Genomic DNA, 24,430 nt, shown 5'->3' with positions numbered 1-24,430 from the left:
TTATTCTAATATTATATGCTTATCATTATATTTAACAACAGCTTTACCAACAATCTTATTTCCATTAACCTCTAAGCTATCAACAACTCTACCTATTACTTGGGCTGGGATATTATATTTATTAGCTATTTTTATAACTTTGTTGGCATCTTCTTCATCAACAATTACACAGAATCCAATACCCATATTAAACGTTCTAAACATCTCTTCATCAGGCACATTACCCAATCTTTGAATCTCTTTAAATATTGGTAATGGCTCTGGAAGGTTGTCAATATAGTAAGTTACTTTATCATTCAATCTTTTAAGCTTTCTAAAACTTCCTCCAGTTATGTGGGCTAAACCCTTAACTTCTATATCTTTATCTCTAATCATCTCCAAAACTGGCTTTACATAAATCCTTGTTGGTGTTAAAAGCTCTTCAGCAACTGTCTTTCCATAAGAGAGTTTGTCATTAATGTCTAACTTAGCTATGTCAAAAAATACCTTCCTTGCCAATGATAACCCATTGCTATGTATTCCAGAGCTTCTTAAACCAACAATCACATCTCCAGCTTTAACATCCTTTCCAGTTATGATTTCATCCTTCTTAACTATTGCTAACACAGTTCCTGCTAAATCAATACCTTTAATCATATCTGGTAGTGTAGCTGTTTCACCACCAACAATGTTTATATTTGCCTCTTTAGCTCCTTCATTTAATCCTTTTCCTATTTGCTCAGCTATCTCTTCGGTTATATGTCCAACTGCTAAGTAATCAACCAACGCTATAGGCTCTGCCCCAATACAGATGGCATCATTTACATTCATAGCAATCATGTCAATTCCAACGGTATCAAATTTATTAGCCATCTCTGCAACTATCATCTTACTTCCAACACCATCTGTAGATAAAACTAAATAATAATCTCCAAACTCAACAGCTCCTGCATAGTGCAATCCTAACTCAGCTGGTTTTATATCACTTCTCTTAAATGTTATCTGTGAAACTAAGGCTTTAATTACTTTATCTTCGTGAGATATATCTACTCCTGCATCTTTGTAAGTAACCATAATATCTCCTCATTATTTGTTTCAATAACTATACGATTTTTGTAGGAATAAAAATTTTTTAAACATCCAATTTGCATTATGGAATATTTAAACTACAGAAAGTCTTATACTATTATCTTTTTATCTTTTTAACAAAACATTATCCCCTACATCGACACCAATATTTTCAGCAACTGGTTTGCATTTAGCTTTCAATATATAATAGATTGGTTTATCTATCTTATCTTCATATTCTGTTAAACTTTCATAATTACCCATTCCCTTAGCAATGATTAAATCAGCACTTTCAAACTCTTTCAAAAATTCTTCTGAACACTCTTCTAAAATAATTCCAATGATATCTGAGCCGGTTGTTATAACCTTGGCTATCTCATCAATCTTGGCTATCTTTGCATCTTCTAATGTAGCATCGTTTAGAATTGGTTTTCCTTTAACTACTGCAACGATATCTTTATCATATTTTTTAATCTCTTCCATTAAAACCCTATCAAAAATAATCTCTCCAGCGTTATCACATATATACAAAATCTTTTTTATGTTTTTATCTTTTAAATCATTTAAGAGCTTTCTGCTGTTGTCTATCTTTAACTCCCCATTTAATGTGTCTTCAATTAACTTTTCAATATTTATCCCTGTGCTGTAAGCTCCAAAGTCAATAACGTTTCCTGCAATTGTTGCTAAAACCTTCTTTCTCAATCTTTCAAGCTCATCATCTGTATTACTCATCTCCCTAACTTTATCTAAATACTGAAGGGCTATTTTGTTTGCCTTCTCTTTCAAATTTTTGTAAGGGTCGTTGTTGTTGCTAATTTTCTTTAAATATCTATGCACTACAGTCCCCATCCATGCTGGAACCGCACTCTCACCATAAACATCTTTAATAACTTCCATAGTACTTTTTATTAATCTAAACTGCTCTCTTTCATCATCTGTTATCTCATTAGCGGCATCAACGACCTGCCTTATTATACAGATAGCACATTCTGGTTTTATTTTCACACTCTCACCATGAAATTTAAGAATTAGTAAGACCAAATTTTAAGATAAGTTATAAATAAATCTTCAAACTCTTAAACAATACGGCGATAAATATGATTAACCTTGAACTATTTAAAGAATTCTTATTAAACCTTATAAAGGATTATGGGTATTTTGGTATATTTTTGGTTGGATTTTCTGAGCCAATATTTCAACCATTCCCAACAGAGATATTTATTATAGCAGGTATTTTATTAGGGTTAGATTGGAAATTAGTTTGGCTTATATCAACAATTGCCTGTAATTTTGGGGCTGTCGTTACATATTATCTTGCAAAAAAGTATGGGGAAAAGTTAATGTTAAAATTATTTGATGAAGAAAAAATAAAAAAGGGAAGTCATTATTTAAAAAAATGGGGAATTTTGGGAGTTATAATTGCAAGCTTTACACCAATTCCTTTTGAGGTTATATGCTGGGTTTGTGGGAGTTTTGAAATGCCATTTGAGAGATATATGATTGCAGTTTTTTTAAGTAGATTGATTAGGCATGGGATGGTTATTTTACCATTTGTTTTAAAAGACCATATTCATTTTTGATAGGTGCAGTTTATATTAATTAGATTTAGTTAAATACTTAAAAAGCAATAAAAAACATTTTTATTAATACTAAAAACAGATAATTTCATAAACAGAATTTTATATTAAAAGACTGTAATTTATTTTTGGTGATAAAATGTGTCTGGCAATTCCATGTAAGGTTGTTGAGATTATAGAGGAAGATGGAGAGAAATACGCAATAGCTGAATATAAAGGAGTTAAGCAAAAGGCAAAATTAACACTTTTAGATAAGGAGGTTAAAATAGGAGATTATATATTAATCCACACTGGCTATGCTTTAGAAGTTTTAAGTGAAGAAGATGCTAAATTAAGTTTAGAAGCTTGGGAAGAATTGTTTAAAGCATTGGAAGAAATGGAACAATAAAAAAAGATTTTACAAAATAACAGAAAAGAATTTAAATTTGCTCTTTTATTCTGGTTCAACTTTTACAGCTCCTGTTGGACAGACATCTTCACAGACTCCACAATAAGTGCAGTCATCAGGTCTTGCAACAACTACTTTATCTCCCTCAATTTCAAAAACTTCCATTGGGCAGTTATTTACACATTCTGCACACTCTGCCCCTTTACATAAGCTGTAATCTATTGTTACAGCCATTATTACCACCTCTAAAATGTTAATAATTGATTTAATAATTGATTAAGATTACTACTTGATATATATAATTATCGGAAATGATATCGGAAAACAATAATTAAAATTTAAAATAAAATATGGAGCTAAAACCTCCTTATATTTGGATTCATTATGGTTCTCTCTATGTTCCAAACTTCATTTAGCACATTTGAAGATAGCTTAGGTCTTAAAAAAGGAACCTTGAAACTAACTGCAATGTGAGCAAATGATGAGTTATTTCCAAATATTACTGGATAAAGCCCTTTATCCATAATGTAGTTTATGTAATAATACATCTCAGTTATTGTTCCCATTTCATATGGGAAAACTTTAACAAAATCACTTTCCTCATAAATGCTGTCCGTGCATAGAAATCCATCAAATTCAACAGGCTCTTCAACCTCTAAGTAATCAATCTGAGATAAATCCTTATCTTTAACAGTTTCCTTTTTAGAACTAAGTCCCAATAATATATCTAAATCCTCATCTTCTTTAATTTCATCTATCAAATTCCTAATCTTTGGAATTTCATTAAATATGTCCTTGCATGTGTATGCTCCATCAATATTTACAATACTATAATCATGAGATAAGACATCTGTGAGCTTTAGATATAAATTAACTATATCTTCAATGGAATCAGCCATGACTATTGGAATTAACTCATTCTTATCTTTATCAACTAATATGCCAGAAGCAACTATTGGTAGTTCAGTTGTTAAAGCTCCCCCTAAAAATTTAAATAAAGGAATATCTAAGCTGTTTGAAGCCGCTCTTGCTACGCTAATAGAAATTCCCATTGCTACAGTAGGATTATTAACTGATGTTTCACAAATTAATGAATCAATAAAATCAATGTCAGTTGCTGGATATCCAATGAGTTCTGGGGCTATAACATTTTCAACATCAGCTATTGCTTCCTCTGGATTATTCACTTCAATGATGTCATAGCCAATAGAAATATTTGTCATTGTTGTAATCATTACCTTAATTTTAGCTCCTTTAAAAACTTCTTTTGCACTTATTTTTTCAATAATAACATTTGTCAATTACATCCACCTCAATTAAAAAATAATTATAATTTAATTGTTTATGCCTTCTCCTATCAGATGAAATCCTACGGATTTAACAAAATCCTTTGGATTTTGTAGCTCGAAGCTACGCTTCGGTTTCATTACTCGCCCATGGGCGATTACTATACCTCAGAGTGGAGCTTCACTACGTTCAGCCCCACTGTAGTTAAAAACAATTAAGCTTTTACCGGTCTTATTGGTTTTAAAGGAACTTTTCCTTGTTTAATTTCTTCATAAGCTATTTTCAATGAGCTATCACATTTTGTTTCTATTGTTGCATATGCTCCACTTGATATCTGCAAACTTCTCGCTCCCAATATCCTTGCAATCTCAAATTTTGTTAATTTCAATATCTCACCTCTGAAATATATAAAATATCAAATGGTGGGGCCGCCGGGACTTGAACCCGGGTCGCACGCCCCCCAAGCGCACAGGATATCCAGGCTACCCCACGGCCCCGTTAAAAAGAATAATAAGTTTAAAAATCTAATTATAGATATCTCTCGTCATGAGCTATTATTTCATCAATAATTTCTCTTCCATCCTCTCCTATTCTGTAAGAGATAAACATTCTTCTACAGCAGTATTTTTTAATGCCTAAATCATCCAAAACATCTTTTGGATTCTCTCCTTTTAAAATTCTCTCTTTGTACTCTTCAAAAACTTCAGCGATAACATTACCACAGGAAAAACATCTAATAGGGAACATCATGTTTCTCACCCAAAATAAAAGAAAAGATAATATCTTTCCAAAAATTGTAAAATAAATTTATCTGTATGACTTTTGTCTCTTTGCTCTTGGACCCTTTGTTGACCTACTTGGTTTGTGTGGTTCGGTTCTTCTTGCATCGCTAACCAATAATGTTCTGTCGTAAGCTAAGAACTTGTCTCTCAACTCTTTGCTACCTGTAAATTCAACAATAGCTTTACCAATAGCTGTTCTTGCAGCATCCATTTGTCCCATTACTCCTCCGCCTTTAACTGTAACATCAATATCCATTTGGCTAATAACTTCCTCTCCAGCTAATAAAATTGGTTCCATTAACTTCATTCTCTTATATTTGGGCTCAATTAACTCAATAGGTATTTTGTTTATTCTTATTCTTCCCTTCCCTTCTCTTGCTACTGCTCTCGCAATAGCTCTTTTTCTTTTACCAACTGTTATAACAATTTTTCCCATTTAATCACCTCAGAACTTCGCTCCTAAGTGTTTGCTTAACTCAGCTAATGTTATATATTTGGTGGTGTTTAATTTGTGGCTTATTTTTTCATCAACTGTTAAGTTTTTAGGATTTCCAACATAAACTTTAACTCTCTTAAATGCCTCTCTTCCTTTTGGTTTTTTGTATGGAAGCATCTTTCTAATTGTTCTTCTTAATATATCATCTGGTCTTCTTGGGAATTTCGGCCCAAATCTTCTTGGGTTAGCAACGTTTTTCTTCTCTCTTTCCTCTTGGTAGGTTTTTATAATCCAGTCCTTGTTACCTGTAATAACTACCATCTCAGCATTTACAATAACAATTTCTTCTCCTCTCAAAACTCTTTTTGCTACTTCTGAAGCCAATCTTCCCAATATCGCTCCTTCAGCATCTATTACTGTCATAACTATCACCGTGTTTTAATCCAGTTTATATTTACGCCATAATTTTAACATTTGAACCTTTTGGATTTCTTTTTATTAGCTCTTCAATTGTTATTGCTTCTCCTCCAGCTTCTTTAATTAATTTTTTAGCTGTTTCTGAGAATGCAAATGCAGCAACGACAACCTTGTGCTCTAACTTCCCAGCTCCTAAAACTTTACCAGGAACTAAAACAACATCTCCTTCTTTTGTGTATCTGTTTATCTTACTTAAATTTACCTCTGCTCTCCTTCTTCTTGGTTTTGCTAACCTTCTTGCAATATCCTTCCAAATCTTTGCCTGATTTTTATAACTTTCCTGCTTTAATATCTCAATTAACTTAACCAACCTTGGGTTTGTAGCTGTTATTTTCTTTGCCATATATATCACCGTGTTTTCCTTCAAACCTTTTATAATTATTATAAGGTTTGACAAATAATTAGAATGAAAATGGTTTTTTATTGTTCAATCATTTCTAACTGTTGTAAGAAACTTTCAGCTTTATTTTTTAGTATTTTAACAGCTTCTTCTAAGATTTCTTCAGCTTCCATTTGTCCAAATGTTTCAACGAAAAATTCTACTTCATCATCAGCAATTTGTTTATAGACAGCATTGCATGGTTGCCATTTTGCATGAACCTTTCCAATGCCAGGAATTGCTTCACATTCAATCTGTATTCTTTGCCCTTTTCCTAATTTAACAATTGGAATGTTTTTAAAAGCAACTTCTCCATTTTCAGATTTTAAATCTGATGAATAAACTGTGCAAGGCCCCTCTTTTTCTAAGGTGAATGTTATAACTTCATTCTCTAATAATGGTTTTCCTTTAATTGGAATTAAACCCAATCTATGTGCTAAAATCTCATCATCCATTGATGATGAGTTCTCATATATATAAACATCTTCAATAGCAAAGGTTGGAACTTCAGAAATCATTATTCTCCTAATAGCATTAGAAAATGAAATTGGGGCTTTTAAAGAAAAAATAAATTCCTCCCCAATTCTTGTCTTTCTCTTTTCTTTGATTGTAATCAAAGATTATCACCTTACTTTTTGAACCTCTTCTTAGGTGTTGTTCCATCATGTGGAACTGGTGTAACATCTTCAATTCTTCCAATTCTTAATCCAGCTCTTGCTAAAGCTCTAATAGCAGCCTGAGCTCCAGGTCCTGGGTTTTTCTGCCCACTACCTCCTGGAGCTCTAACTTTGATATGGATGTTTTCAATTCCTCTCTCTTTTAATACCTCTGCCAATTTAAATGCTGCCTGCATTGCTGCGTAAGGAGAACCCTCATCTCTCTGGTTTCTTGTAACCCTCCCACCTGAAACTCTTGCAATTGTCTCTGCTCCTGTAATGTCTGTTGCATGGATTATTGTGTTGTTGTAAGATGAGTAGATATGAACTATTCCCCATTTTTCTTTTTTCTGTTCTGCCATAGTGTTTCACCTTTAATTTATATTTTTATTCTGTCTCCTGTGTCTGTGTTTCTTCTGCTACTAATCCAACAATTTTAGCTCTTTCTGGGTGATTGTCATCGTTGAATGGGGAGTTTTTAGCATAGCTGATTTTGTCTTCTTCTTCAACTGTTACCATGTAGCTTGGAGCAGTTACAACTCTACCATTAACTGCTATATGTCCATGAACAATTAACTGTCTTGCTTGTCTTGGTGTTCTTGCTAATCCTTTTCTAAATACAAGTGTTTGTAATCTTCTCTCTAAGATATCTTCAACGGTTAATGATAAGACATCATCAAGTGTTGGGTTCTCAATTTTTAAGATACCGTATTTTTTTAATACATTGAAAAGCTGGACAGCTTCTTTAGCTCCTTGCTCTGTTCTATCACTAATTAATCTTCTTGCCTGTCTTCTGTATTTTCTTAATATTGTCTCTGCTTTCCAAACTTCTCTCTTTCTTCTTAAACCATACTTCCTACACAACTCTTTTTCTCTCTCAATTCTCTCTTTAATCCATGGATGGTTTGGTGTTTCATAAGTCTTTTTAAATCTTCTCCTTGGGTCTCCCATCTAATCACCTTCAATAATTTTTTGTTGAATGTTATGCTAAGTGTTTCATTTAATAATTTATTTCTTTCTTCTTGAAACTCCAACAGTTGGACCTCTTCTAAATGTACTCTTTGTTCTCTGTCCTCTACATGGTAATCCAAGCTCGTGTCTAATTCCTCTATAACATCTGATTCTCTTCAATCTGTTAATATCTTCCTGTTTTATAATCATTAAATCGCTTTCAATAACGTGTTTATCCTCTCCAGTAACATAATCTTTTCTTCTGTTAAACATCCATGATGGGATTCCAAATTTAGCAGGGTCTGCCAATACTTCTTCAATTTTTTTAACTTCTTCCTCTGTTAAATAACCAGCTAATTTGTTAGGGTCTAATTTAGCAACTCTTACAATTGCCCTTGCCATTGCCTCTCCAACACCGTAGATGTCCTGGAGAGCCATTATTAACTTTTTGTTCCCATCTAAATCTGTCCTTGAAACTCTAATTAAATACTTAAATTCAGAATTTTGCATATTCTCGGTCAAGGTTGCACCTCCATAATTTCGTGTTTTATAGTAAATAGATATTAAAAAATAAAAAGAAGTGGCGCGGAGGGGGGGATTTGAACCCCCGCGGGGCAAAGCCCCATGGGATCTCCAGTCCCACGCCTTGGCCGGGCTAGGCTACCTCCGCTCTGAAACGTGTTTCATTTTTTATATATTCTTTTTATATATTCCCACAATACTCAACGTTATGATTAATGGATACCATATTATATATTATTTTCGGTTTTTAGTAAGGTTAAAGGATAGTTATTAATTTGATGTTGAAGTATTTATATCTAATCCTTAAAATAATTTACAATGGAACTTTCGTAGGAATAAATGTTCTATGGAATAATAATGCCTTTAGGCATTTAAATGCCTTTAATAAAATATACAAACTGCGAAAGTTCTATTACAATATAAAAATTTAAAAATTTATGCTGATGGTGTCATTATGTCAGTAAAGGTATCTGAATATATGACAAAGAAGGTTGTTACTGTTTCAAAAGATAATACAGTTAAAGATGTTATTAAATTGTTGAAAGAGACTGGACACAATTCATTTCCTGTGGTTGAGAATGGAAAGCTAATAGGGATAGTTTCTGTTCATGATATTGTAGGAAAGGATGATAATGAGAAAGTAGAAAATGTAATGACAAAAAGGAAAGATATGGTTGTTACAACTCCTGATGCCAATATAATGGATGTTGGTAGAATAATGTTTAGAACTGGTTTCTCAAAATTGCCAGTTGTTGATGAAGAAAATAATTTAGTTGGAATTATATCTAATATGGATGTTATCAGGTCTCAAATAGAGAAAACCACGCCTAAAAAATTGGAAAATATAATCAAAACTTATAAAAGCTTAGGTTACAATTTGAGAGTTGAAAAAGAAGAGGTAGATGTTAATAAATTGAGACCAACACAGAATAAAATACACGCTGATGAGCTGGTTGGCAGAATGTATGAACTAAAAAAAGGTTTGGCAGAGCCAATAATTGCAATAAAAACAAAAAGGGGAGATTATTATATATTGGTAGATGGACATCATAGGGCAGTAGCAGCGTATAAAATGGGAGTGCCGAAGTTGGATGCCTATGTAATTTATTTAGACACTGATAAAAAGCTTGGTATAGAAAAGACAGCTGAGATTATGAATTTAAAATCACTGGAGGATGTTAAGATTGTTGATAGTGATGACGAAAACAGTGTTAAGGTAATAAAATACAACAAAAATGGAGTATTGGGATAATTATGATAATTAGGGGAATAAGAGGGGCAAGGATAAATAATGAAATTTTTAATTTAGGTTTAAAGTTTCAAATTTTAAACGCTGATGTAGTAGCTACAAAGAAACATGTTTTGCATGCTATAAATCAAGCAAAGACAAAAAAACCAATAGCAAAGAGTTTTTGGATGGAAATTTTGGTTAGAGCTTCTGGACAGAGGCAGATACATGAGGCAATAAAGATTATTGGAGCTAAAGATGGGAATGTTTGCTTAATCTGTGAAGATGAAGAGACTTTTAGAAAAATTTATGAGCTTATTGGTGGAGAAATTGATGATTCTGTTTTGGAAATTAATGAAGATAAGGAAAGATTGATTAGAGAAATTTTTAAGATTAGGGGTTTTGGAAATGTTGTTGAAAGAGTTTTGGAGAAGATAGCTTTAATTGAATTAAAGAAAGAGTAAAGGTGGAAATATGAGAGTTATTGATGGTGGAGTTACAGCCCCTAAGGGATTTAAAGCCAATGGATACAAAGAGGGTAAGTTTGGAGTAGCGATAATTATCTCTGAAAAAGATGCAGTAGGAGCTGGGACATTCACAACAAATAAAGTTGTAGCTCATCCTGTAGTTTTATCAAGGGAGTTGATAAAAAATAGAGATAAATTTAGAGCAATAGTTGCAAATAGTGGAAACGCCAACTGTTTTACAAAAGATGGAATGGAAGATGCTAAAGAAATGCAGAGATTAGTAGCAGAGCTCTTTAATATTAATGAAGATGAGGTTTTAGTAGCCTCAACTGGAGTTATTGGAAGAAAGATGGATATGAACATTATAAAAGATAGAATAAATAAGGTTTATAATTTAATAAAAGAAGGAAACAGCTCAATAAACGCTGCCAAAGCAATAATGACAACTGATACAAAACCAAAGGAAATAGCTGTGGAGTTTGAGGTTAATGGAAAAACTGTTAGAGTTGGGGGGATAGCAAAAGGAGCTGGGATGATAGCTCCAAATATGTTACATGCTACTATGCTTTGCTTTATAACAACAGACATAGAGATTGATAAAGAAAGCTTAACAAATATCTTGCAAAAGGTTGTAGATAAAACATTCAACAACATATCCGTTGATGGAGACACTTCAACAAATGATACCGTTTTTGTTTTAGCTAATGGATTAAGTGGAGTTAATTATGAAGAATGTGGAGAAGAGTTTGAAAATGCCTTATTGTATGTGTGCAGAGAGCTTGCCAAGATGATTGTTAAGGATGGTGAAGGAGCTACCAAATTTATGGAGGTTGTTGTTAAAGGGGCTAAAACTGAGGAGGATGCAGTTAAAGCATCAAAGGCTATAGTTAATTCTTTGTTAGTTAAAACTGCTGTGTTTGGTGGAGACCCAAATTGGGGAAGGATTGTTGCTGCTGTTGGATATAGTGGGGCTGATTTCAACCCAGAAGTTGTTGATGTTATATTGAGCAACTATAAAGATGAGGTTTATTTAGTTAAAGATGGGATTCCATTGGCTGATGAAGGAACTGAAGAGCTAAAAAAGGCCGAGGAGATTATGAAAAGTGATGAAATAAAGATAGTTGTTGATTTGAAGATGGGGGAGTTTGAGAACGTTTGTTATGGATGTGATTTAAGCTATGAGTATGTTAGAATAAACGCTGAATATACAACTTAATGGTTTGTCACAATCTATATAACTAACTGCTTACATAAGAATATAACAACACAAAAAAGAGGATGATGTTATGGAAACGGATATAATTATAGCATCAATTATGATTAGTTTGTTTTTATTGGCTATGGTCTTGGTTGGCTGTTTGTGGTTGTTCTATGCCTCTAAAAAGTTAGAAGCAAAACCTACCCAATAATCTTTTTTATAGCATACTCTATTATTAAGTATATTCCAATTGCTATTATTATCATTATGCTTATTCCAACTATGGCAGAGTTTGGAGCTAAACCCTTATACAAACTAAATAGTATCATCACTATTATACCATAACACATGGCATTAATGGCAGTATCACAAAAATTGGTTAAAATATCAAATTTAGCTTTTTGTTTATTTTTTTAAATCCATTTTAGCCATAAAATCCAACAATCTACCTAAGAAAAACATTGACACCAATAACCACACAACAAACATAATGATGTATAATCCTATTAAATAACCTACTGGAAGCTCAAACACTAAGTAGTAAGCAGTTATCAAAATAATACCATTAGCAAAAACTTTAACTATTGTAGTGTAATACTTTAAATGTCTATCAAATTGTTTAGTTATCATAATATTCACAACTCCTAAGCTTTTGATATGGTTAAGGATATATATTTTTTAGGATTAATAAAAGTTATCTAAGCTAACAGTATCAAAATTATTAGCTTATGTGGGGGGAGGGTTATGTTAAGCCCTGACATGCCTTTAAAAAATTTGGATGAATATGATAGGTTAGGAATAAAGAAGAAGGCAGATGCTATAGCAAGATTTATTGAAAATAGATGGGATTATTTGCAGAAGAATAATATGATAGCCCTTTATGGAAATTGAGGTAGTGGGAAGAGTAGCGTTATAAACCATATTATGAGTAAATTGGATAAAAATGAATTTATTTGCTTAAAATTTGATGCTTGGCTTTATGAAAAAGATGATAATTTGCCTTATTCATTATTGGAGTTTATTTGGGACGAATTAGAAGCTAAATTAAATAAGGACGAAACTATTACAAAAGAAATAAAAGATAAAATTAAAAAATTAGGAAAGAAGTCAGTTAATCTTTGGAAAAACATGGTTTTAGGAGCAATAAATGCAACAAATATTAAAGCAGGGACTTCTCCCATAACAGAACTATCTGGGATTAAAATAAACGCAAGTTTTGATGGAAGCAAATTTGTTGGATACGTAGTCAATGCATCAAAAGAAGACGAAAATGAAGAAGAATCTTACCATAAAAAAGTTAAAGAATTACAGAATTGTTTTAAAGAGTTATCAAAAACACTTGCCGACAATGGTAAAAAATTAATTATTTTTATTGATGAACTTGATAGGTGCGAAGCAGAGAATATTTTAAATTTATTGGCATCAATTAAGTTATTCTTTAGTTTAGGCGGAGAAGATGAAGACGAAAACAAAAATGATGATGAAATAAAAATATTGTTTATTTTGTAGCTGTTGATAAAGATGCTGTTTCTAAGGCTATTAAAACAAAATATAAAGATATTATAAAAGCAGAAGAGTATTTGGAAAAGATTTTTAATATTTCATTTAGTATGCCAAAATCTTATGAATTAAAGGATTTTATTAAACAATATGATTTCTTTAATGATGATAAAATTGCTGAAAAGCTTGAGAGATTCTTTAAAGCTATCAATTTTACGAATCCAAGACATTTGAAGAAGGTTTTAAATAAATATGCAATCCTTATTGAGTTTAAAAATTCTAAAATTGATAACGAGAGATTAATTCCTGAAATAATAAGAATTGAAAATGGAGAAAGAAAAAGAAAAGGATATTTATTTGATACAGTTTTTGTTTTGTATTTTATAATTCTTTATGAGTTTTATTATGGGAAATATTTGGAGGTTAAGAGGTATAAATGTAGATTACAAACAAATACAGGATTACAATCTTATTTTGAACGTTATTCTTTATTATCTCAAATTATGAAAGTAATAAAAAATAGAAATGCTAATGACATGGATAGAGTCATCACCAATTTAATGCTGTTGTATTCACAACTGGGCTATAGATATAACTATGAAATTAAAGGAAGAAAGTTTTATAAATTAGTAATAAACAGGGAAATTAGAGATAAGGATTACAATATAGCCAATGAATTAAGTATAGAATTAAAAGAAGCCGGAATCACAGTAGATTTTTGGGAATATATTAAAAACAACTATGAAGATTTAATAGAAGAGAATTATCCAAATCCTTATCCATTTACAAATCTCTTTAAAATGGTAGAAACCTATTTATAAAATCTTTTATCCAAATAAGTAAATATCCCCTATTAATAAAAAAAGAAAGGTAAAGAATTTACTTGATTGGAACGAACATTGAGCTTCTTGTAGCTCCCATACCAGGAGCTCCGTGCTGAACTGGTTTTCTTGTTAATGAGAACTCTCCTAAGTAGTGTCCAATCATTTCTGGAGTTACTTTAACTTCAACGAACTCTTTTCCGTTATAGACACCAAAGGTTAATCCAACCATATCTGGTGTTATAACAAAGTCTCTGCAGTGTGTTCTTATAATTCTTGGTTCTTTACCTTTGTTTAATAATCTTCTTGCTTTTTTAATTTTCATAGCTAATTTTTTCTGTTGTGGGGTTAAACCTCTCAATAATGTTCTTCTCTGTCTTGCAGGCAACAACTTTGCAAACTCTCTTAAAGGCATTTGTTGAAGTTCTTCTAATGTGTATCCTCTGTATCTAAACTCTATCTTTTTTGAAATTACTTGTTTTTTCTTTTTAATTCTTCTTCTCCTTGCAGATGCCATATTTAGTCACCTTAAATTATTATGTGTTTTGTTTGTGTTTATTTTATCTAATTTTATTCAAAAACTTAATAAATAAGAGAGGAAATTATTTCCTGACTCCAGTTCTTCTTGCAGATATATGTCCAACCTTTCTTCCTGGTGGAACTTTCTTTCTTGAAACAGTAGTTGGTTTTCCAGTGTGTTGGTGTCTTCCTCCACCGAATGGGTGATCGACAGCGTTCATTGCAACTCCTCTAACTCTTGGCCACTTAACTGCCTTAGCTTTCATTGCGTGATACTTCTTACCAGCCTTAACGAATGGTTTCTCTTTTCTTCCTCCACCAGCAACAACTCCAATTGTAGCTCTACACATTGAGTGTAAAGCTTTGATGTGTCCTGATGGCAATTTAACATAAGTTCTTTCTCCATCGTGTGTCAATATGTGTGCATAACAACCTCCTGCTCTAACTAATTTTCCTCCATCTCCTGGAACTGTTTCTATGTTGAAGACAGGAATTCCCTCTGGAATAGCTCCCAATGGTAAGATATTTCCTGGCTTTATTTCTGCAGAGACACCACACTCAATAATATCTCCAACTTTTACACCTTCTGGAACAACTAACAATCCTTCTTCTCCTGTTTCGTATTCAACTTTTGCAACTGGAGCACTTCTTCCTGGGTCGTGTAATATATCAACAATTTTACCTAAAACTTTTCCTTTTTTCTCTAATTCATCAAATCTTCTGTATTTTGCTTCTCCCCTTCTTTTGTGTGAAGGGCAAGTATATACTGAAGAACCCCTACCTCTTCTTTGAGAGATTAATCTTTTTCCCATCTTCACCACCACTTGTGATAAATTTTTAAGTGTTTCAATTATTTAAAAATTTATTTAATTTAGTAGATTCCTAAGCTTGCTGCTATTTTACTTGCGTCATATCCTTCTTTCAACTTAACGTAAGCTTTCTTTTCCCCTTTTGGTGTTATTAATGTATTTACTTTCTCAACTTCAACATCAAACAACTCTTTCATAGCTCTCTTTATATCCTGCTTTGTAGCTCTCCTATCAACGTAAAATACTAATTTGTTTTCCTCTTCAATCATTCTAACAGTTTTTTCTGTAACTACTGGAGCTTTTATTACATCGAAGGCATCCATTTTTATCCCCTTGTTTCTGCATTTTTATTTTATTTATTCAAATCTCTCTTTTAATTTCTCTAATGCACTTTCAGTCCATACGGTTAATCTTCCAGCAACTCCCCCAGGAGCTAAATGGATAATTCCCAAATCTTTAGCAGTTATAACATCAACTCCTGGTAAGTTTCTTGAAGCCAATATAGCGTTGCATTTATCTCCAACAACAACTAAGATACTTCTTGGTTTTTTGTATTTTCTTCCTCTCATCTTACCTTTTCCAGCTCTAATCTTAATTCCGTTCTTAGCTCTTATAACATCATCACTGATTCCTAATTTTTCAAATACTGCAAATACATCTTTTGTTTTTTGCAACTCTTCAAATGAACTTTCAACAATAATTGGGAGATTTTCAGTCTCAAAGACATGTCCTCTTTCTTTAACTAATTCAGGGTTTGCTGTAGCTGCAATAGCACTCTTTATTGCTTTAATTCTTTCTTTTTTATTTACTCTTTCCCATAATATTTTCTCAACTTTTGGTGGGTGTGCTCTTCTTCCACCAACTGCTTGTGGAACTCTTGCAGCCCATCCTTGTGGAACTCTATCTACTCTTGCCCTACCGTGTCCTTTACCAATGTTTTTAGCACTTGTTCTTAATCCTGCCAATGGGTCTGAACCTTTTGGCTGTAATCTTGCTGTAAATGCAGATAAGAAAGCTCTCTTAATTAAATCTGGTCTGTATTCTTCTTCAAATACTGCTGGTAAGTCAATTTCTTTTACTGCCTCTCCATTTAAATTATAAACAACAGCCTTCATTATTATTCACCTTCTCTCTCAATTATTTTAAAGTATTTTATTTACTTACCTTGCTTTGATGTTGTACTTATGTATGTAATTTCAGGTACTTTGATTAATGGCTCCTGTGGTCTTATAGCTCTTCTTAATACAATTAATCTCTTTGCAGGCCCTTGAACTGAACCTTTTAATACAACATAGTTGTTTCTTATAACCCCGTAGTGTAAGAATCCACCTTTTGGTGTAATTTCATCCCCATTGTTTCCAATCTTTAATATTCTCTTGTTGTATTCAGTTCTTTGGTGGTATCCCATTTGACCTGGCATTGGAACACTCCACATAACCATCTTTGGTTGCCATGGACCAATAGAACCAACGTGTCTTCCTACTCCTTTTCTTGCGTGCTTACCAAATTGTATTTTAACTCCCCATCTTTTAACTTGTCCTTGGAATCCTTTACCTTTTGTAACTCCAATTGTATCGACTAACTCTCCTTCTTGGAAGACATCTGTAATGTTTAACTGCTTACCTAAAATCTCTTTAGCGTAGTTTAATCTTTCTTCAATATCTTTTCCTCCAATTCTAATTTCTAAGATTTCTGGTTTTTTCTTTGGAAGGCATGTTAATTTTGGATTTGTATGAACGAGAACTCTAACATCTTCAATTTTGTCTTTTAATGCTTCTAAATCTTCAACGGTCTTTCTGTCTTCTTTTTTAGGGAGTTTAATTTTTCTTTCTAATTCTTTGTCTAAGTTGTCTGCCCAAACTTCTGTTAATGTTGTTAAGTAGTTTCTTTCATTTCTTCCATAAACTCTTATAGCACATACGTTGATTGGTGGAGCTTCTAATATTGTGATTGGAGTAAATACCTCCTGTCCAGCATTTGGACTTTTTGGATTATCTTCTTTAATAAATGCATGGCTCATTCCTGCTTTATATACTGGAAATGCCTGTAACCTTACTGTATCCTCTTCTGGCCAGCTTCTAATTCTTGGAACTGGTCTTTTTGCTCTTTTTCTTGGACTGAATGCTAATGAACCTCTTCTTGGTCTGTTAATATTTAACCCCATAATCTAACCTCCAGCATATTTATTGATATCTTTAAAATCTTTTATTTGAGTGTTTTGTTTGGTTTAATATCTAAATAGCTTTTTTATAGTGTCTTTCAAAACTTTTGAAATAACTAAGGTATTAATGAACGCCTTAAAGGCGTTCAATGTTCCTTAAATTAATTTTATTGATTTTGGAAGACACTATATTTTGCAAACCTGTCATTGCCCTACCCGGGCTTTTCAGGTTTGCATTATTTGAGGTATAAATTAATAACGGATTAGTGTAATAAAAGAAAAGGAGTGTATAAACAAATACTAACAATAGGGTATATAAAATTTTTGGTGGTAGCAATGGATGAGCTAAATTATCTAATAAACTACCTTGCAAATAAAGATAGTGTTAGAGAAGAAATTTTAAAGTTATCAAGGGAAATAACAAGAGATTGTGCAATGTTAATTAGAAAAATTCACAAATCAGACGATAAAGATGAGTTTAAAGACAAATTAAATGAGATATCAGAAAAAATTAAAAAACTAAATAGTTTAGCAACATTCCCAGAGTTTGTTGGATATTTATCTACCCCTCAACAGGAATTTGTTGAGGCATTATCTTTGTATATGATAAAGTTTGATAATAAGATTCCAAGTTTCAAAGAGCTTGATTTTATTAAAGAAGAGAACTACATCTTAGGATTAGCTGATGTGATTGGAGAGTTGAGGAGAGAGGTATTAGAGGCAATGAAAAATGATAATTTAGCAGAGGTTGAAAGGTATTTCAAATTTATGGAAGATTTATATGAATTTTTAATGAACTTTGATTATTATCACGTAGTGGATAATTTGAGAAGGAAGCAGGATATTAGTAGAGGAATCTTAGAAAAAACCCATGGAGATATTGTTACTTTTATTCAAAATCTTAAGCTTAGAGAACATTTAAAAAGAGTTCAAATAGGACTTTCGCAGGAATAAATCTCTATAAGGAAAATGATGCCTTTTAGGCATCTAAATTCCAAATTCAATATATAAACTGCGAAAGTCCTATTCAAGAGTAATTATTCAATAGGGAATCTTAATAAACCGGCTATTCCTCCTAAGGCTTTTAATTGCTTTCCAGCATCATGTTCAGAGGAAACGATAACTACCTTCCCACCCATCTCTTCAGTAGTATCTATTATTTTTTCTATCTCATGATTTCTTACTAAGCTATCTGAAACTAATAATGTGTCTATAGCTGAATATTCTAAAGCTTTTTTTACTTCATCAATACCATAAACAGCCAATCCCTTTTTAGCAATCTCTTCCAAAAGCTTTTCTATCAATTGTGTTTCTTTTGCAACCCTTGATTCAGCATATATTCTATTAATAATTCCTCTTTTAATAACCTCATTTAATCCAGCTCTTGAGGTTGTTGATATGCTCTCCACAACTATTTTATTTTTAAGCTCTGGGTATTGAGAGGAAATAAAATTATAAAAGCTATTTTTTGCAAATCCTGGCCCTGCGACCAAAATATTATCAACATCATACTCTGACAAAACCTTAGCTATTTCATGATAATACTCTTTTTTTAACTCTTCGTTAATTTTATAATCCAATTTTTTTGAAGTGTGAGATTTTATTGAGCAAATTTCTTTTATGCTGTAGTCTCTAACTTCAAAGATATCTGCTTCTTCATCATCCATAACAACAACTAAAACCTTAGGTCTTTTAGATGATTCAATAGCTTCCTTTATTCTCTCTATCTGCCATTTTTTCCAATTTTTTTCAATTGAAAGCTCATCAAATGGTTTAATTTCAATTGTATGATGACTGCCAAGGGGAACATCGTCTGGGCCATGAATTATAGTTCCTAAAATTCTAACTCTTTTCGTGTTTTCATCAAATTCTACGTTTTTTACTTCAATTCCTAAAAACATTTTTCTTTTGGCTCCTCTGTCTGCTCTAATAACGTCTCCTTTATCCTGCACTCTTCTCTCAGTAACTGCAAATATCTTATCTCCTTCTTCAATAATGTTATATAAGACCCATAAATCATCTAAGTTTTCAGGCATAAGCTTAATAATATTTTTCTGTGGAATTTCTTCTATAATTTTCATTTAGCTCCCTCCAACATCTAAGTCCCCATTTTCAAGGATGTATATTTTAAATTTCTTTTTAACTGTTCTTTTTTCTATAAATTCTGAAGCATTTTCTTTTATAAGCTCAATGAGCTCTAAGGTATTGTATTTCACTTTTATACCTTCTTCATCAGCTTTTTTAAATACAATATCTGGAATTTCTAAAACATCAGTCCCTTCTTCAATTTCAATAGATAGTGGAGCCATTATCCTATTATAAATCTTTATTGTGTTATATGCCTTCTTTATATTTTCTTTTGCCCTTTTTTCAATCATACTTATGTTGGCTCTACTTGTTCCAAGCATTTTTGCTATTTCTTCTTGGGTTAATCCTTTTTTTCTCAATTTTAAAACCTTAATTTGTGTGTCTGTTAAGAATGAATCCTCAACCATGCATAACACCAAATAATTATTTTGGTGGTAATTTCTTATAATTAACATTATATTAAACATTTATATAAGCTACCTTATATAGATTATATTTGGTGAAATTATGGATTTAGAAGAACAAAAGAAAGCAGTAATTGAGAAATTAATTAGGGAGGGGTATATAAAAAGTAAAAGAGTAATTGATGCTCTATTAAAAGTTCCAAGGGAGGAATTTCTTCCAGAGCATTTAAAGGAATATGCGTATGTAGATACTCCATTAGAGATTGGTTATGGGCAGACTATTTCAGCCATTCATATGGTTGGAATGATGTGTGAGCTTTTAGATTTAAAGCCAGGAATGAAAGTTTTAGAGATTGGGACTGGTTGTGGTTATCACGCGGCAGTAACTGCTGAGATTGTGGGGGAGGATGGTTTAGTTGTTAGTATTGAGAGAATTCCAGAATTGGCTGAAAAAGCAGAGAGAACTTTAAGGAAATTGGGATACGATAACGTTATTGTAATAGTGGGAGATGGAACTTTAGGGTATGAGCCATTAGCCCCTTATGATAGGATATATACAACTGCAGCAGGTCCAAAAATCCCAGAACCATTAATAAGGCAATTAAAAGATGGGGGAAAGTTATTAATGCCTGTTGGTAGGTATCTACAAAGATTAGTTTTAGCTGAAAAGAGAGGAGATGAGATAATAATAAAGGACTGTGGGCCAGTGGCATTTGTTCCTTTAGTTGGTAAAGAAGGATTCCAAGGGTAAAATGATAATAAGATAAATTATTATCTCTTTTATTTTATTCTGTTTTATTTTTGAGTGGATAGTTAATGACATATTAACTAAGATTAAAAATGAGAAACAATTTTAATTAGAGCCAAGATAATAAAATTTCATAATATATATTTTTATGGTGAAATAATGCTTTGGAGAGATGTTTGTGAAATATTTAATAAAATTGAAAAAACAACAAAAAGGTTGGAAAAGAGAGATTATTTTATAAAATTAATTGACATGGTTAAAGAGAAAGGGAAGCCAGAGGATTTAAAAAAGATTTGTTATATGGCTATAGGGAGGGTTTATCCCGAATACGATGAGAGAGAGTTAGGAATTGGAGAAAAACTTTTAATAAATGCTGTTACATCTATAGGAATTAAGAAAGATGAATTGTTAGAGAAAATTAAAGAGACGGGAGATATTGGATTGGCAATAGAGCAATTAAAATCAAAGATTAAGCAAGCATCTTTATTTTTTCAGCCATTAACTGTAGATGAGGTTTATGAAACCTTAAAGAGGGTTGGGGAGATAGAGGGAGAAGGTTCTCAAAAGAAAAAGTTGAGGTTAATAAGTAGTCTCTTTTTAAGAGCTTCACCAATAGAGTGCAGGTATTTGGCAAGGTTAATTTTGGAAGATATGAGGATAGGGATGAATGTTCCAACTATATTAGATGCTTTGTCAGTTTATTTCAATGTTCCAAAGGAAAAACTTGAGAAGATATATGCTATAACCAATGATATTGGGCTTTTAGCTGAGAAATTATTAATGGGAGATTTAGAAAGTGAGGAGCTAAAATTAAAATTATTTAGACCAATAAAACCAATGTTGGCTCAATTAACTCCTTCAATTGAAGAGGCATTATTGGAGATGGGCAGAGCTCAATTTGAAACAAAGTATGATGGAGCAAGAGTTCAAATACATAAGGATGGAAATAAAGTTAAGATATATAGCAGGAGATTGGAGGATGTTACAAATGCCCTTCCAGAGATTGTTGAGGCGGTAAAAAATATTAATGTAGATAAATTAATTGTTGAAGGGGAGTGTGTAGCTATAGATAAACAAACAGGAAAGCCAAGACCTTTCCAAGATATACTTAGAAGATTTAGGAGAAAGTATGATATTGGAAAGATGATGAAGGAAATAAATTTGAGAGTTTATTTGTTTGATATTCTTTATAAAGATGGAGTATCATTTATAGATGAGGAATTTGAAAAGAGAAGAAAAGTTTTAGAGGAAATTGTTGGTTATGAGAATGATTGGAGAACTGAAAGAAAGAGGATAGAGAAAGAGCTTAAATCAGATAAAATAATTGATATATCCTATAAATTAGTCACAAACGATGCAAAAGAGGCAAGAGAATTTTATAACTGGTCTCTATCTATTGGGCATGAGGGAGTTATGATTAAAAATTTAAAGGCTCCTTATACCCCAGGAAGTAGAGTTAGAACAATGTATAAATTTAAACCAACTCTTGAGAGTTTAGATGTCGTAATTACAAAGGCAAAGAGAGGGATGGGGAAGAGAAAGGATTGGTATGGTTCATTTGAAATATGTGTTAGAGATGAGGAAGGGAACCTCTACCCTATTGGACATGTAGGGACTGGACTAACTGAGGCAGATTTAGAGTTTTTGAAAGAAGAGATTGATAAAATTATTATTAGAGATTTAGGTGAAGAGGTTGAAGTAGAACCAAAGATAGTTATTGAAGTTGCTTATGAAGAAATTCAAAAATCTGATAAATATCCTTGTGGCTATGCTTTGAGATTCCCAAGGGTTGTAAGATTTAGATTTGATAAGGGAGTTAATGAGATAAACACTATAGAGGATGTTGAAAGGATATATGAAATCCAAAGAGGAAGGAAATAATCTTTAATATAAAAATCTTTGATAAATAATTAAATTTTTCAATTTTATTTTTATAGTGGTAATTTAAAGAAGAGGTGATGTGAATATGGAAATTTTTGGGAACAGCATATCTAATATACTTATTTTTGTTGTTATAACTCTATTGGGTATTTTCATTGGAAAAATTGTGGATAAAATAGTTAGAAATTATCTCAAAAAAATCATAGATAAAACAAAAACAAAATTCGATGATATAATATTAGAGTCTATTGATTTACCAATTATTGTGTTAGTAGTTACATTGTTTTTCTATTTTGGGTTAAGATTTTTAATTCTGCCAGATTATATACTCAAGTTGATAGATGAAGCAGTAAAAGTTGTAGTTATCTTATCGGCTACATATTTTGCAGTTAAATTTATTGATGGGATATTTGAACACTACCTAATTCCATTAACCGAAAAGACAGAAACAGAGTTGGACGAACACATAATAAAGCCATTGAAAAAAGTTGTAAAGATATTAACAATACTTCTTGGTATATTAACGGCTTTAAGCTCTGTTGGTTATGATATCACTGCTTTATTGGCTGGTTTAGGAGTAGGGGGTTTAGCTTTAGCTTTGGCTATGCAAGACACCATAAAAAACTTCATTGCTGGGATTTTAATATTGATTGACAAACCCTTTAGTTTAGGCCATTGGGTTAAAGTTAAAGGGGCTGAAGGGATTGTAGAGGAGATTGGAATAAGAAGCACACGAATTAGAACTTTTGATTACACTTTAATAACTATCCCAAACTCAGAATTGTTGGATTCAGCCATTGAAAACTTAACAGTTAGAGATAGAAGAAGGGTTTTAATGACTATCGGTTTAACTTATAACACACCGGTAGAGAAAATTAAGAGGGCTAAGGAGATAATAAAAGAGATTGTTGAAAATCATCCAGCTACTCTCCCTCCATATAGAGTGCATTTTAGGGAATATGGAGATTGGAGTTTAAATTTGAGGGTAGAATACTTTGTTAGAAACATGGGATTTGATTACTATTTAAATGCCGTTGATGAAATAAATTTGAAGATAAAAGAGGAATTTGAAAAAGAAGGGATAGAGATGGCATTCCCAACATATACTGTTTATTTGGAGAAAGATAACTAAGAGGCATCATCGAGCAAAGCGAGATGATGCATCCATTTTTGGTGAAGCTTTTACTGAAAGGTTCATTGAGAGGGCGTTCCCAACATATACGGTTTATTTGGAAAAGGATGATAATTAAAATTTTTAAATCAAGATAATTAATACATCCTAAATAATCTCTTAATTTTATCTATAAAGCTTTCTTTCCTTATTATTTTAATTTCATCTTCAATGTAAATAGGAACTCCTGCTATTATTGAAGCTAACTTCATATAAGCTTGAGAAGCTGGAGAATTCTTTCTATATTCAATAACACTCATCTTTTTTAAAGCTGCTGACCTAACATTTTCATCTTCAGGGACTTCAACTAAAACTTTACCTTTTATTAACATTTCAATCTCATCTCTACCCATTTCACCAAAATCTCTACCAACCCTATTTAACACAACACCCATTAAAGGTGTTCCAGCCATTTCAGCACTTTCTTTTAATCTAACAGCGTCAATAATTGAGAACATCTCTGGGGTGACAACAAGTAAAAGTTTATCAGCAATAGCTAAATGAGTAGCCATTTCTCTATTTAACCCAGCTGGAGCATCTATAATTACATAATCAAAATCATCAGCTACCTCATTAACCACATCTGGAAGTAAATCAATATCTGATTTCTTATAACCTTCTAAAGACAAACTCGTTGGCAATACATAAACTCCAGTTTTATGTTTGTAAATTGCATCCCTAACATCTGCCTCTTCACTCAAAACTTCATGTAAAGAGGGTTTTTTCTTTTCCATATTGAATAGAATCCCTAAATTAGCCATTGATATGTCTCCATCAATAGCTAAAACCTTTTTTCCCAATTTAGCAAGTGCTACTGCTAAAGATGCTGATGTTGTAGTTTTTCCAACCCCTCCTTTACCCGAAGCTATAGTAATTATCATAAATATCACAATTAAACTCTATTAATTTATGTTTATCTATCTTTCATAAAAT

At 32.1% G+C, this 24,430-nt stretch carries 35 protein-coding genes, 2 tRNA genes and 1 pseudogene; 13 read left to right on the top strand and 25 right to left on the bottom strand.

The features are described from left to right. Together purM and MJ_RS01055 are read right to left on the bottom strand one after the other, a co-directional pair. Nucleotides 1-1,053: a phosphoribosylformylglycinamidine cyclo-ligase gene (gene purM / locus MJ_RS01060; protein WP_010869698.1), complete on the bottom strand. Its 1,053-nt coding sequence runs from the start codon at nucleotides 1,051-1,053 to the stop codon at nucleotides 1-3. 120 nt (nucleotides 1,054-1,173) lie between these two features. After that, a complete protein-coding gene (locus tag MJ_RS01055; protein ID WP_064496419.1) occupies nucleotides 1,174-2,052 on the bottom strand; it encodes a damage-control phosphatase ARMT1 family protein in 879 nt (292 codons plus the stop codon). 92 nt (nucleotides 2,053-2,144) lie between these two features. Between MJ_RS01055 and MJ_RS01050 the strand changes: the two genes are divergently transcribed. After that, nucleotides 2,145-2,627: a YqaA family protein gene (locus tag MJ_RS01050; protein ID WP_010869696.1), complete on the top strand. Its 483-nt coding sequence runs from the start codon at nucleotides 2,145-2,147 to the stop codon at nucleotides 2,625-2,627. A 136-nt stretch (nucleotides 2,628-2,763) separates the two neighbouring features. Next, complete coding sequence (locus MJ_RS01045; protein ID WP_010869695.1) at nucleotides 2,764-3,012, top strand: HypC/HybG/HupF family hydrogenase formation chaperone; 249 nt, start codon at nucleotides 2,764-2,766, stop codon at nucleotides 3,010-3,012. A 45-nt stretch (nucleotides 3,013-3,057) separates the two neighbouring features. Here the strand turns inward: MJ_RS01045 and MJ_RS01040 are convergent, their stop codons facing one another. The 13 genes from MJ_RS01040 to MJ_RS00980 all read right to left on the bottom strand — a co-directional run bounded on the left by MJ_RS01040 (nucleotide 3,058) and on the right by MJ_RS00980 (nucleotide 8,650). Further along, nucleotides 3,058-3,246, bottom strand: a complete 189-nt coding sequence (locus MJ_RS01040) for a 4Fe-4S dicluster domain-containing protein (RefSeq protein ID WP_064496418.1) — start codon at nucleotides 3,244-3,246, stop codon at nucleotides 3,058-3,060. A gap of 122 nt (nucleotides 3,247-3,368) precedes the next feature. Continuing rightward, nucleotides 3,369-4,313, bottom strand: a complete 945-nt coding sequence (locus tag MJ_RS01035) for a phosphopyruvate hydratase family protein (RefSeq protein ID WP_010869693.1) — start codon at nucleotides 4,311-4,313, stop codon at nucleotides 3,369-3,371. 200 nt (nucleotides 4,314-4,513) lie between these two features. Beyond that, nucleotides 4,514-4,687, bottom strand: coding sequence for a DNA-directed RNA polymerase subunit K (locus tag MJ_RS01030; protein WP_010869692.1), 174 nt, complete (start codon nucleotides 4,685-4,687; stop codon nucleotides 4,514-4,516). A 32-nt stretch (nucleotides 4,688-4,719) separates the two neighbouring features. Continuing rightward, nucleotides 4,720-4,796 (bottom strand) — tRNA-Pro (locus tag MJ_RS01025). 31 nt (nucleotides 4,797-4,827) lie between these two features. Beyond that, nucleotides 4,828-5,049 carry a DNA-directed RNA polymerase subunit N gene (locus tag MJ_RS01020; RefSeq protein ID WP_010869691.1) on the bottom strand — a complete coding sequence of 74 codons (222 nt, stop codon included), beginning with the start codon at nucleotides 5,047-5,049 and terminating at the stop codon, nucleotides 4,828-4,830. Between the two features lie 57 nt (nucleotides 5,050-5,106). Next, nucleotides 5,107-5,517 (bottom strand): 30S ribosomal protein S9, encoded by a 411-nt coding sequence (locus MJ_RS01015; RefSeq protein WP_010869690.1) that lies wholly within the window; start codon nucleotides 5,515-5,517, stop codon nucleotides 5,107-5,109. Nucleotides 5,518-5,526: 9 nt separating this feature from the next. Continuing rightward, a complete protein-coding gene (gene rplM / locus MJ_RS01010) occupies nucleotides 5,527-5,940 on the bottom strand; it encodes a 50S ribosomal protein L13 (protein ID WP_010869689.1) in 414 nt (137 codons plus the stop codon). A gap of 31 nt (nucleotides 5,941-5,971) precedes the next feature. Next, on the bottom strand, nucleotides 5,972-6,337 hold the full coding sequence (locus MJ_RS01005; RefSeq protein WP_010869688.1) for a 50S ribosomal protein L18e: 366 nt from the start codon (nucleotides 6,335-6,337) through the stop codon (nucleotides 5,972-5,974). Between the two features lie 77 nt (nucleotides 6,338-6,414). Next, on the bottom strand, nucleotides 6,415-6,990 hold the full coding sequence (locus MJ_RS01000) for a DNA-directed RNA polymerase subunit D (RefSeq protein WP_010869687.1): 576 nt from the start codon (nucleotides 6,988-6,990) through the stop codon (nucleotides 6,415-6,417). An 11-nt stretch (nucleotides 6,991-7,001) separates the two neighbouring features. Continuing rightward, on the bottom strand, nucleotides 7,002-7,391 hold the full coding sequence (locus MJ_RS00995) for a 30S ribosomal protein S11 (protein ID WP_010869686.1): 390 nt from the start codon (nucleotides 7,389-7,391) through the stop codon (nucleotides 7,002-7,004). Nucleotides 7,392-7,416: 25 nt separating this feature from the next. Next, a complete protein-coding gene (locus tag MJ_RS00990) occupies nucleotides 7,417-7,980 on the bottom strand; it encodes a 30S ribosomal protein S4 (protein ID WP_010869685.1) in 564 nt (187 codons plus the stop codon). 57 nt (nucleotides 7,981-8,037) lie between these two features. Further along, nucleotides 8,038-8,490 (bottom strand): 30S ribosomal protein S13, encoded by a 453-nt coding sequence (locus MJ_RS00985; RefSeq protein WP_010869684.1) that lies wholly within the window; start codon nucleotides 8,488-8,490, stop codon nucleotides 8,038-8,040. A 71-nt stretch (nucleotides 8,491-8,561) separates the two neighbouring features. Further along, nucleotides 8,562-8,650, bottom strand: a tRNA-Ser gene (locus MJ_RS00980). Between the two features lie 306 nt (nucleotides 8,651-8,956). Between MJ_RS00980 and MJ_RS00975 the strand changes: the two genes are divergently transcribed. From MJ_RS00975 to MJ_RS09840, 4 genes are all read left to right on the top strand, one after another. Then, the gene (locus MJ_RS00975; RefSeq protein WP_010869683.1) at nucleotides 8,957-9,754 is read left to right on the top strand and encodes a CBS domain-containing ParB/RepB/Spo0J family partition protein; all 798 of its coding nucleotides are present in this window, start codon (nucleotides 8,957-8,959) and stop codon (nucleotides 9,752-9,754) included. A gap of 2 nt (nucleotides 9,755-9,756) precedes the next feature. Beyond that, on the top strand, nucleotides 9,757-10,194 hold the full coding sequence (gene cgi121, locus MJ_RS00970) for a KEOPS complex subunit Cgi121 (RefSeq protein ID WP_010869682.1): 438 nt from the start codon (nucleotides 9,757-9,759) through the stop codon (nucleotides 10,192-10,194). Nucleotides 10,195-10,204: 10 nt separating this feature from the next. Next, the gene (gene argJ, locus MJ_RS00965) at nucleotides 10,205-11,413 is read left to right on the top strand and encodes a bifunctional ornithine acetyltransferase/N-acetylglutamate synthase (RefSeq protein WP_010869681.1); all 1,209 of its coding nucleotides are present in this window, start codon (nucleotides 10,205-10,207) and stop codon (nucleotides 11,411-11,413) included. A gap of 70 nt (nucleotides 11,414-11,483) precedes the next feature. Then, complete coding sequence (locus MJ_RS09840) at nucleotides 11,484-11,606, top strand: hypothetical protein (protein ID WP_280109652.1); 123 nt, start codon at nucleotides 11,484-11,486, stop codon at nucleotides 11,604-11,606. On the opposite strand, the gene MJ_RS09835 is transcribed toward MJ_RS09840, so the two are convergent. Both MJ_RS09835 and MJ_RS00960 read right to left on the bottom strand, forming a co-directional pair. Then, nucleotides 11,596-11,724, bottom strand: coding sequence for a hypothetical protein (locus tag MJ_RS09835; protein ID WP_280109651.1), 129 nt, complete (start codon nucleotides 11,722-11,724; stop codon nucleotides 11,596-11,598). The genes MJ_RS09840 and MJ_RS09835 overlap by 11 nt on opposite strands. A gap of 76 nt (nucleotides 11,725-11,800) precedes the next feature. After that, nucleotides 11,801-12,025, bottom strand: coding sequence for a hypothetical protein (locus MJ_RS00960; protein ID WP_064496417.1), 225 nt, complete (start codon nucleotides 12,023-12,025; stop codon nucleotides 11,801-11,803). A gap of 114 nt (nucleotides 12,026-12,139) precedes the next feature. Here MJ_RS00960 and MJ_RS09445 point away from each other — a divergent pair, with 114 nt between their 5' ends. The 3 genes and pseudogenes from MJ_RS09445 to MJ_RS09825 all read left to right on the top strand — a co-directional run bounded on the left by MJ_RS09445 (nucleotide 12,140) and on the right by MJ_RS09825 (nucleotide 13,716). After that, nucleotides 12,140-12,286 carry a hypothetical protein gene (locus MJ_RS09445; RefSeq protein ID WP_010869678.1) on the top strand — a complete coding sequence of 49 codons (147 nt, stop codon included), beginning with the start codon at nucleotides 12,140-12,142 and terminating at the stop codon, nucleotides 12,284-12,286. Between the two features lie 12 nt (nucleotides 12,287-12,298). Then, a pseudogene (locus MJ_RS09830) lies at nucleotides 12,299-12,904 on the top strand (P-loop NTPase fold protein); the annotation flags it as partial. A 71-nt stretch (nucleotides 12,905-12,975) separates the two neighbouring features. Continuing rightward, a complete protein-coding gene (locus tag MJ_RS09825) occupies nucleotides 12,976-13,716 on the top strand; it encodes a hypothetical protein (RefSeq protein ID WP_010869676.1) in 741 nt (246 codons plus the stop codon). A gap of 58 nt (nucleotides 13,717-13,774) precedes the next feature. Here MJ_RS09825 and rpsS read toward each other — a convergent pair whose 3' ends face one another. The 5 genes from rpsS to MJ_RS00925 all read right to left on the bottom strand — a co-directional run bounded on the left by rpsS (nucleotide 13,775) and on the right by MJ_RS00925 (nucleotide 17,208). After that, nucleotides 13,775-14,233 (bottom strand): 30S ribosomal protein S19, encoded by a 459-nt coding sequence (gene rpsS, locus MJ_RS00945; RefSeq protein WP_010869675.1) that lies wholly within the window; start codon nucleotides 14,231-14,233, stop codon nucleotides 13,775-13,777. Between the two features lie 85 nt (nucleotides 14,234-14,318). Further along, the gene (locus MJ_RS00940) at nucleotides 14,319-15,047 is read right to left on the bottom strand and encodes a 50S ribosomal protein L2 (RefSeq protein ID WP_010869674.1); all 729 of its coding nucleotides are present in this window, start codon (nucleotides 15,045-15,047) and stop codon (nucleotides 14,319-14,321) included. Between the two features lie 59 nt (nucleotides 15,048-15,106). After that, on the bottom strand, nucleotides 15,107-15,367 hold the full coding sequence (locus tag MJ_RS00935; RefSeq protein ID WP_010869673.1) for a 50S ribosomal protein L23: 261 nt from the start codon (nucleotides 15,365-15,367) through the stop codon (nucleotides 15,107-15,109). A 33-nt stretch (nucleotides 15,368-15,400) separates the two neighbouring features. Beyond that, a complete protein-coding gene (rpl4p, locus tag MJ_RS00930; RefSeq protein ID WP_010869672.1) occupies nucleotides 15,401-16,159 on the bottom strand; it encodes a 50S ribosomal protein L4 in 759 nt (252 codons plus the stop codon). Between the two features lie 41 nt (nucleotides 16,160-16,200). Beyond that, a complete protein-coding gene (locus MJ_RS00925; protein ID WP_010869671.1) occupies nucleotides 16,201-17,208 on the bottom strand; it encodes a 50S ribosomal protein L3 in 1,008 nt (335 codons plus the stop codon). A 333-nt stretch (nucleotides 17,209-17,541) separates the two neighbouring features. Here MJ_RS00925 and MJ_RS00920 point away from each other — a divergent pair, with 333 nt between their 5' ends. Then, complete coding sequence (locus tag MJ_RS00920; protein WP_064496416.1) at nucleotides 17,542-18,159, top strand: translin family protein; 618 nt, start codon at nucleotides 17,542-17,544, stop codon at nucleotides 18,157-18,159. A gap of 83 nt (nucleotides 18,160-18,242) precedes the next feature. On the opposite strand, the gene MJ_RS00915 is transcribed toward MJ_RS00920, so the two are convergent. Then, nucleotides 18,243-19,286 (bottom strand): mRNA surveillance protein pelota, encoded by a 1,044-nt coding sequence (locus MJ_RS00915; RefSeq protein ID WP_010869669.1) that lies wholly within the window; start codon nucleotides 19,284-19,286, stop codon nucleotides 18,243-18,245. Beyond that, a complete protein-coding gene (locus MJ_RS00910) occupies nucleotides 19,287-19,700 on the bottom strand; it encodes a Tfx family DNA-binding protein (RefSeq protein ID WP_064496415.1) in 414 nt (137 codons plus the stop codon). Between the two features lie 100 nt (nucleotides 19,701-19,800). Here MJ_RS00910 and MJ_RS00905 point away from each other — a divergent pair, with 100 nt between their 5' ends. The 3 genes from MJ_RS00905 to MJ_RS00895 all read left to right on the top strand — a co-directional run bounded on the left by MJ_RS00905 (nucleotide 19,801) and on the right by MJ_RS00895 (nucleotide 23,458). Further along, nucleotides 19,801-20,448 (top strand): protein-L-isoaspartate O-methyltransferase, encoded by a 648-nt coding sequence (locus tag MJ_RS00905; RefSeq protein ID WP_010869667.1) that lies wholly within the window; start codon nucleotides 19,801-19,803, stop codon nucleotides 20,446-20,448. Nucleotides 20,449-20,604: 156 nt separating this feature from the next. Next, complete coding sequence (locus MJ_RS00900; protein WP_010869666.1) at nucleotides 20,605-22,326, top strand: ATP-dependent DNA ligase; 1,722 nt, start codon at nucleotides 20,605-20,607, stop codon at nucleotides 22,324-22,326. Nucleotides 22,327-22,411: 85 nt separating this feature from the next. Then, the gene (locus MJ_RS00895) at nucleotides 22,412-23,458 is read left to right on the top strand and encodes a mechanosensitive ion channel family protein (RefSeq protein ID WP_064496414.1); all 1,047 of its coding nucleotides are present in this window, start codon (nucleotides 22,412-22,414) and stop codon (nucleotides 23,456-23,458) included. 137 nt (nucleotides 23,459-23,595) lie between these two features. Here MJ_RS00895 and minD read toward each other — a convergent pair whose 3' ends face one another. Next, on the bottom strand, nucleotides 23,596-24,378 hold the full coding sequence (gene minD / locus MJ_RS00890) for a septum site-determining protein MinD (RefSeq protein WP_064496413.1): 783 nt from the start codon (nucleotides 24,376-24,378) through the stop codon (nucleotides 23,596-23,598). Nucleotides 24,379-24,430 lie beyond the last annotated feature (52 nt).

Origin of the sequence: Methanocaldococcus jannaschii DSM 2661 (genome assembly GCF_000091665.1) — an archaeon.
GTDB lineage: Archaea > AGJL01 > Methanococci > Methanococcales > Methanocaldococcaceae > Methanocaldococcus > Methanocaldococcus jannaschii.
The sequence above is the reverse complement of the archived record's forward strand: the minus strand, read 5'-3'. Positions and strand labels throughout refer to the sequence as shown.

Coding starts and splice junctions, on each gene's coding strand:
- MJ_RS01045 (WP_010869695.1), top strand. CDS start 2,764: ATGTGTCTGGCAATTCCATGTAAGGTTGTTGAGATTATAGAGGAAGAT.
- MJ_RS00995 (WP_010869686.1), bottom strand. CDS start 7,391: ATGGCAGAACAGAAAAAAGAAAAATGGGGAATAGTTCATATCTACTCA.
- MJ_RS09445 (WP_010869678.1), top strand. CDS start 12,140: ATGTTAAGCCCTGACATGCCTTTAAAAAATTTGGATGAATATGATAGG.
- cgi121 (WP_010869682.1), top strand. CDS start 9,757: ATGATAATTAGGGGAATAAGAGGGGCAAGGATAAATAATGAAATTTTT.
- MJ_RS00915 (WP_010869669.1), bottom strand. CDS start 19,286: ATGAAAATTATAGAAGAAATTCCACAGAAAAATATTATTAAGCTTATG.
- MJ_RS00920 (WP_064496416.1), top strand. CDS start 17,542: ATGGATGAGCTAAATTATCTAATAAACTACCTTGCAAATAAAGATAGT.
- minD (WP_064496413.1), bottom strand. CDS start 24,378: ATGATAATTACTATAGCTTCGGGTAAAGGAGGGGTTGGAAAAACTACA.
- rplM (WP_010869689.1), bottom strand. CDS start 5,940: ATGACAGTAATAGATGCTGAAGGAGCGATATTGGGAAGATTGGCTTCA.
- purM (WP_010869698.1), bottom strand. CDS start 1,053: ATGGTTACTTACAAAGATGCAGGAGTAGATATATCTCACGAAGATAAA.
- MJ_RS00925 (WP_010869671.1), bottom strand. CDS start 17,208: ATGGGGTTAAATATTAACAGACCAAGAAGAGGTTCATTAGCATTCAGT.
- MJ_RS01040 (WP_064496418.1), bottom strand. CDS start 3,246: ATGGCTGTAACAATAGATTACAGCTTATGTAAAGGGGCAGAGTGTGCA.
- MJ_RS01020 (WP_010869691.1), bottom strand. CDS start 5,049: ATGATGTTCCCTATTAGATGTTTTTCCTGTGGTAATGTTATCGCTGAA.
- MJ_RS01050 (WP_010869696.1), top strand. CDS start 2,145: ATGATTAACCTTGAACTATTTAAAGAATTCTTATTAAACCTTATAAAG.
- MJ_RS01005 (WP_010869688.1), bottom strand. CDS start 6,337: ATGGCAAAGAAAATAACAGCTACAAACCCAAGGTTGGTTAAGTTAATT.
- MJ_RS09835 (WP_280109651.1), bottom strand. CDS start 11,724: ATGATACTATTTAGTTTGTATAAGGGTTTAGCTCCAAACTCTGCCATA.
- MJ_RS00975 (WP_010869683.1), top strand. CDS start 8,957: ATGTCAGTAAAGGTATCTGAATATATGACAAAGAAGGTTGTTACTGTT.
- rpsS (WP_010869675.1), bottom strand. CDS start 14,233: ATGGCATCTGCAAGGAGAAGAAGAATTAAAAAGAAAAAACAAGTAATT.
- MJ_RS09840 (WP_280109652.1), top strand. CDS start 11,484: ATGGAAACGGATATAATTATAGCATCAATTATGATTAGTTTGTTTTTA.
- rpl4p (WP_010869672.1), bottom strand. CDS start 16,159: ATGAAGGCTGTTGTTTATAATTTAAATGGAGAGGCAGTAAAAGAAATT.
- MJ_RS00985 (WP_010869684.1), bottom strand. CDS start 8,490: ATGCAAAATTCTGAATTTAAGTATTTAATTAGAGTTTCAAGGACAGAT.
- MJ_RS01015 (WP_010869690.1), bottom strand. CDS start 5,517: ATGGGAAAAATTGTTATAACAGTTGGTAAAAGAAAAAGAGCTATTGCG.
- MJ_RS00905 (WP_010869667.1), top strand. CDS start 19,801: ATGGATTTAGAAGAACAAAAGAAAGCAGTAATTGAGAAATTAATTAGG.
- MJ_RS00990 (WP_010869685.1), bottom strand. CDS start 7,980: ATGGGAGACCCAAGGAGAAGATTTAAAAAGACTTATGAAACACCAAAC.
- argJ (WP_010869681.1), top strand. CDS start 10,205: ATGAGAGTTATTGATGGTGGAGTTACAGCCCCTAAGGGATTTAAAGCC.
- MJ_RS00900 (WP_010869666.1), top strand. CDS start 20,605: ATGCTTTGGAGAGATGTTTGTGAAATATTTAATAAAATTGAAAAAACA.
- MJ_RS00935 (WP_010869673.1), bottom strand. CDS start 15,367: ATGGATGCCTTCGATGTAATAAAAGCTCCAGTAGTTACAGAAAAAACT.
- MJ_RS00940 (WP_010869674.1), bottom strand. CDS start 15,047: ATGGGAAAAAGATTAATCTCTCAAAGAAGAGGTAGGGGTTCTTCAGTA.
- MJ_RS00910 (WP_064496415.1), bottom strand. CDS start 19,700: ATGGTTGAGGATTCATTCTTAACAGACACACAAATTAAGGTTTTAAAA.
- MJ_RS00960 (WP_064496417.1), bottom strand. CDS start 12,025: ATGATAACTAAACAATTTGATAGACATTTAAAGTATTACACTACAATA.
- MJ_RS00895 (WP_064496414.1), top strand. CDS start 22,412: ATGGAAATTTTTGGGAACAGCATATCTAATATACTTATTTTTGTTGTT.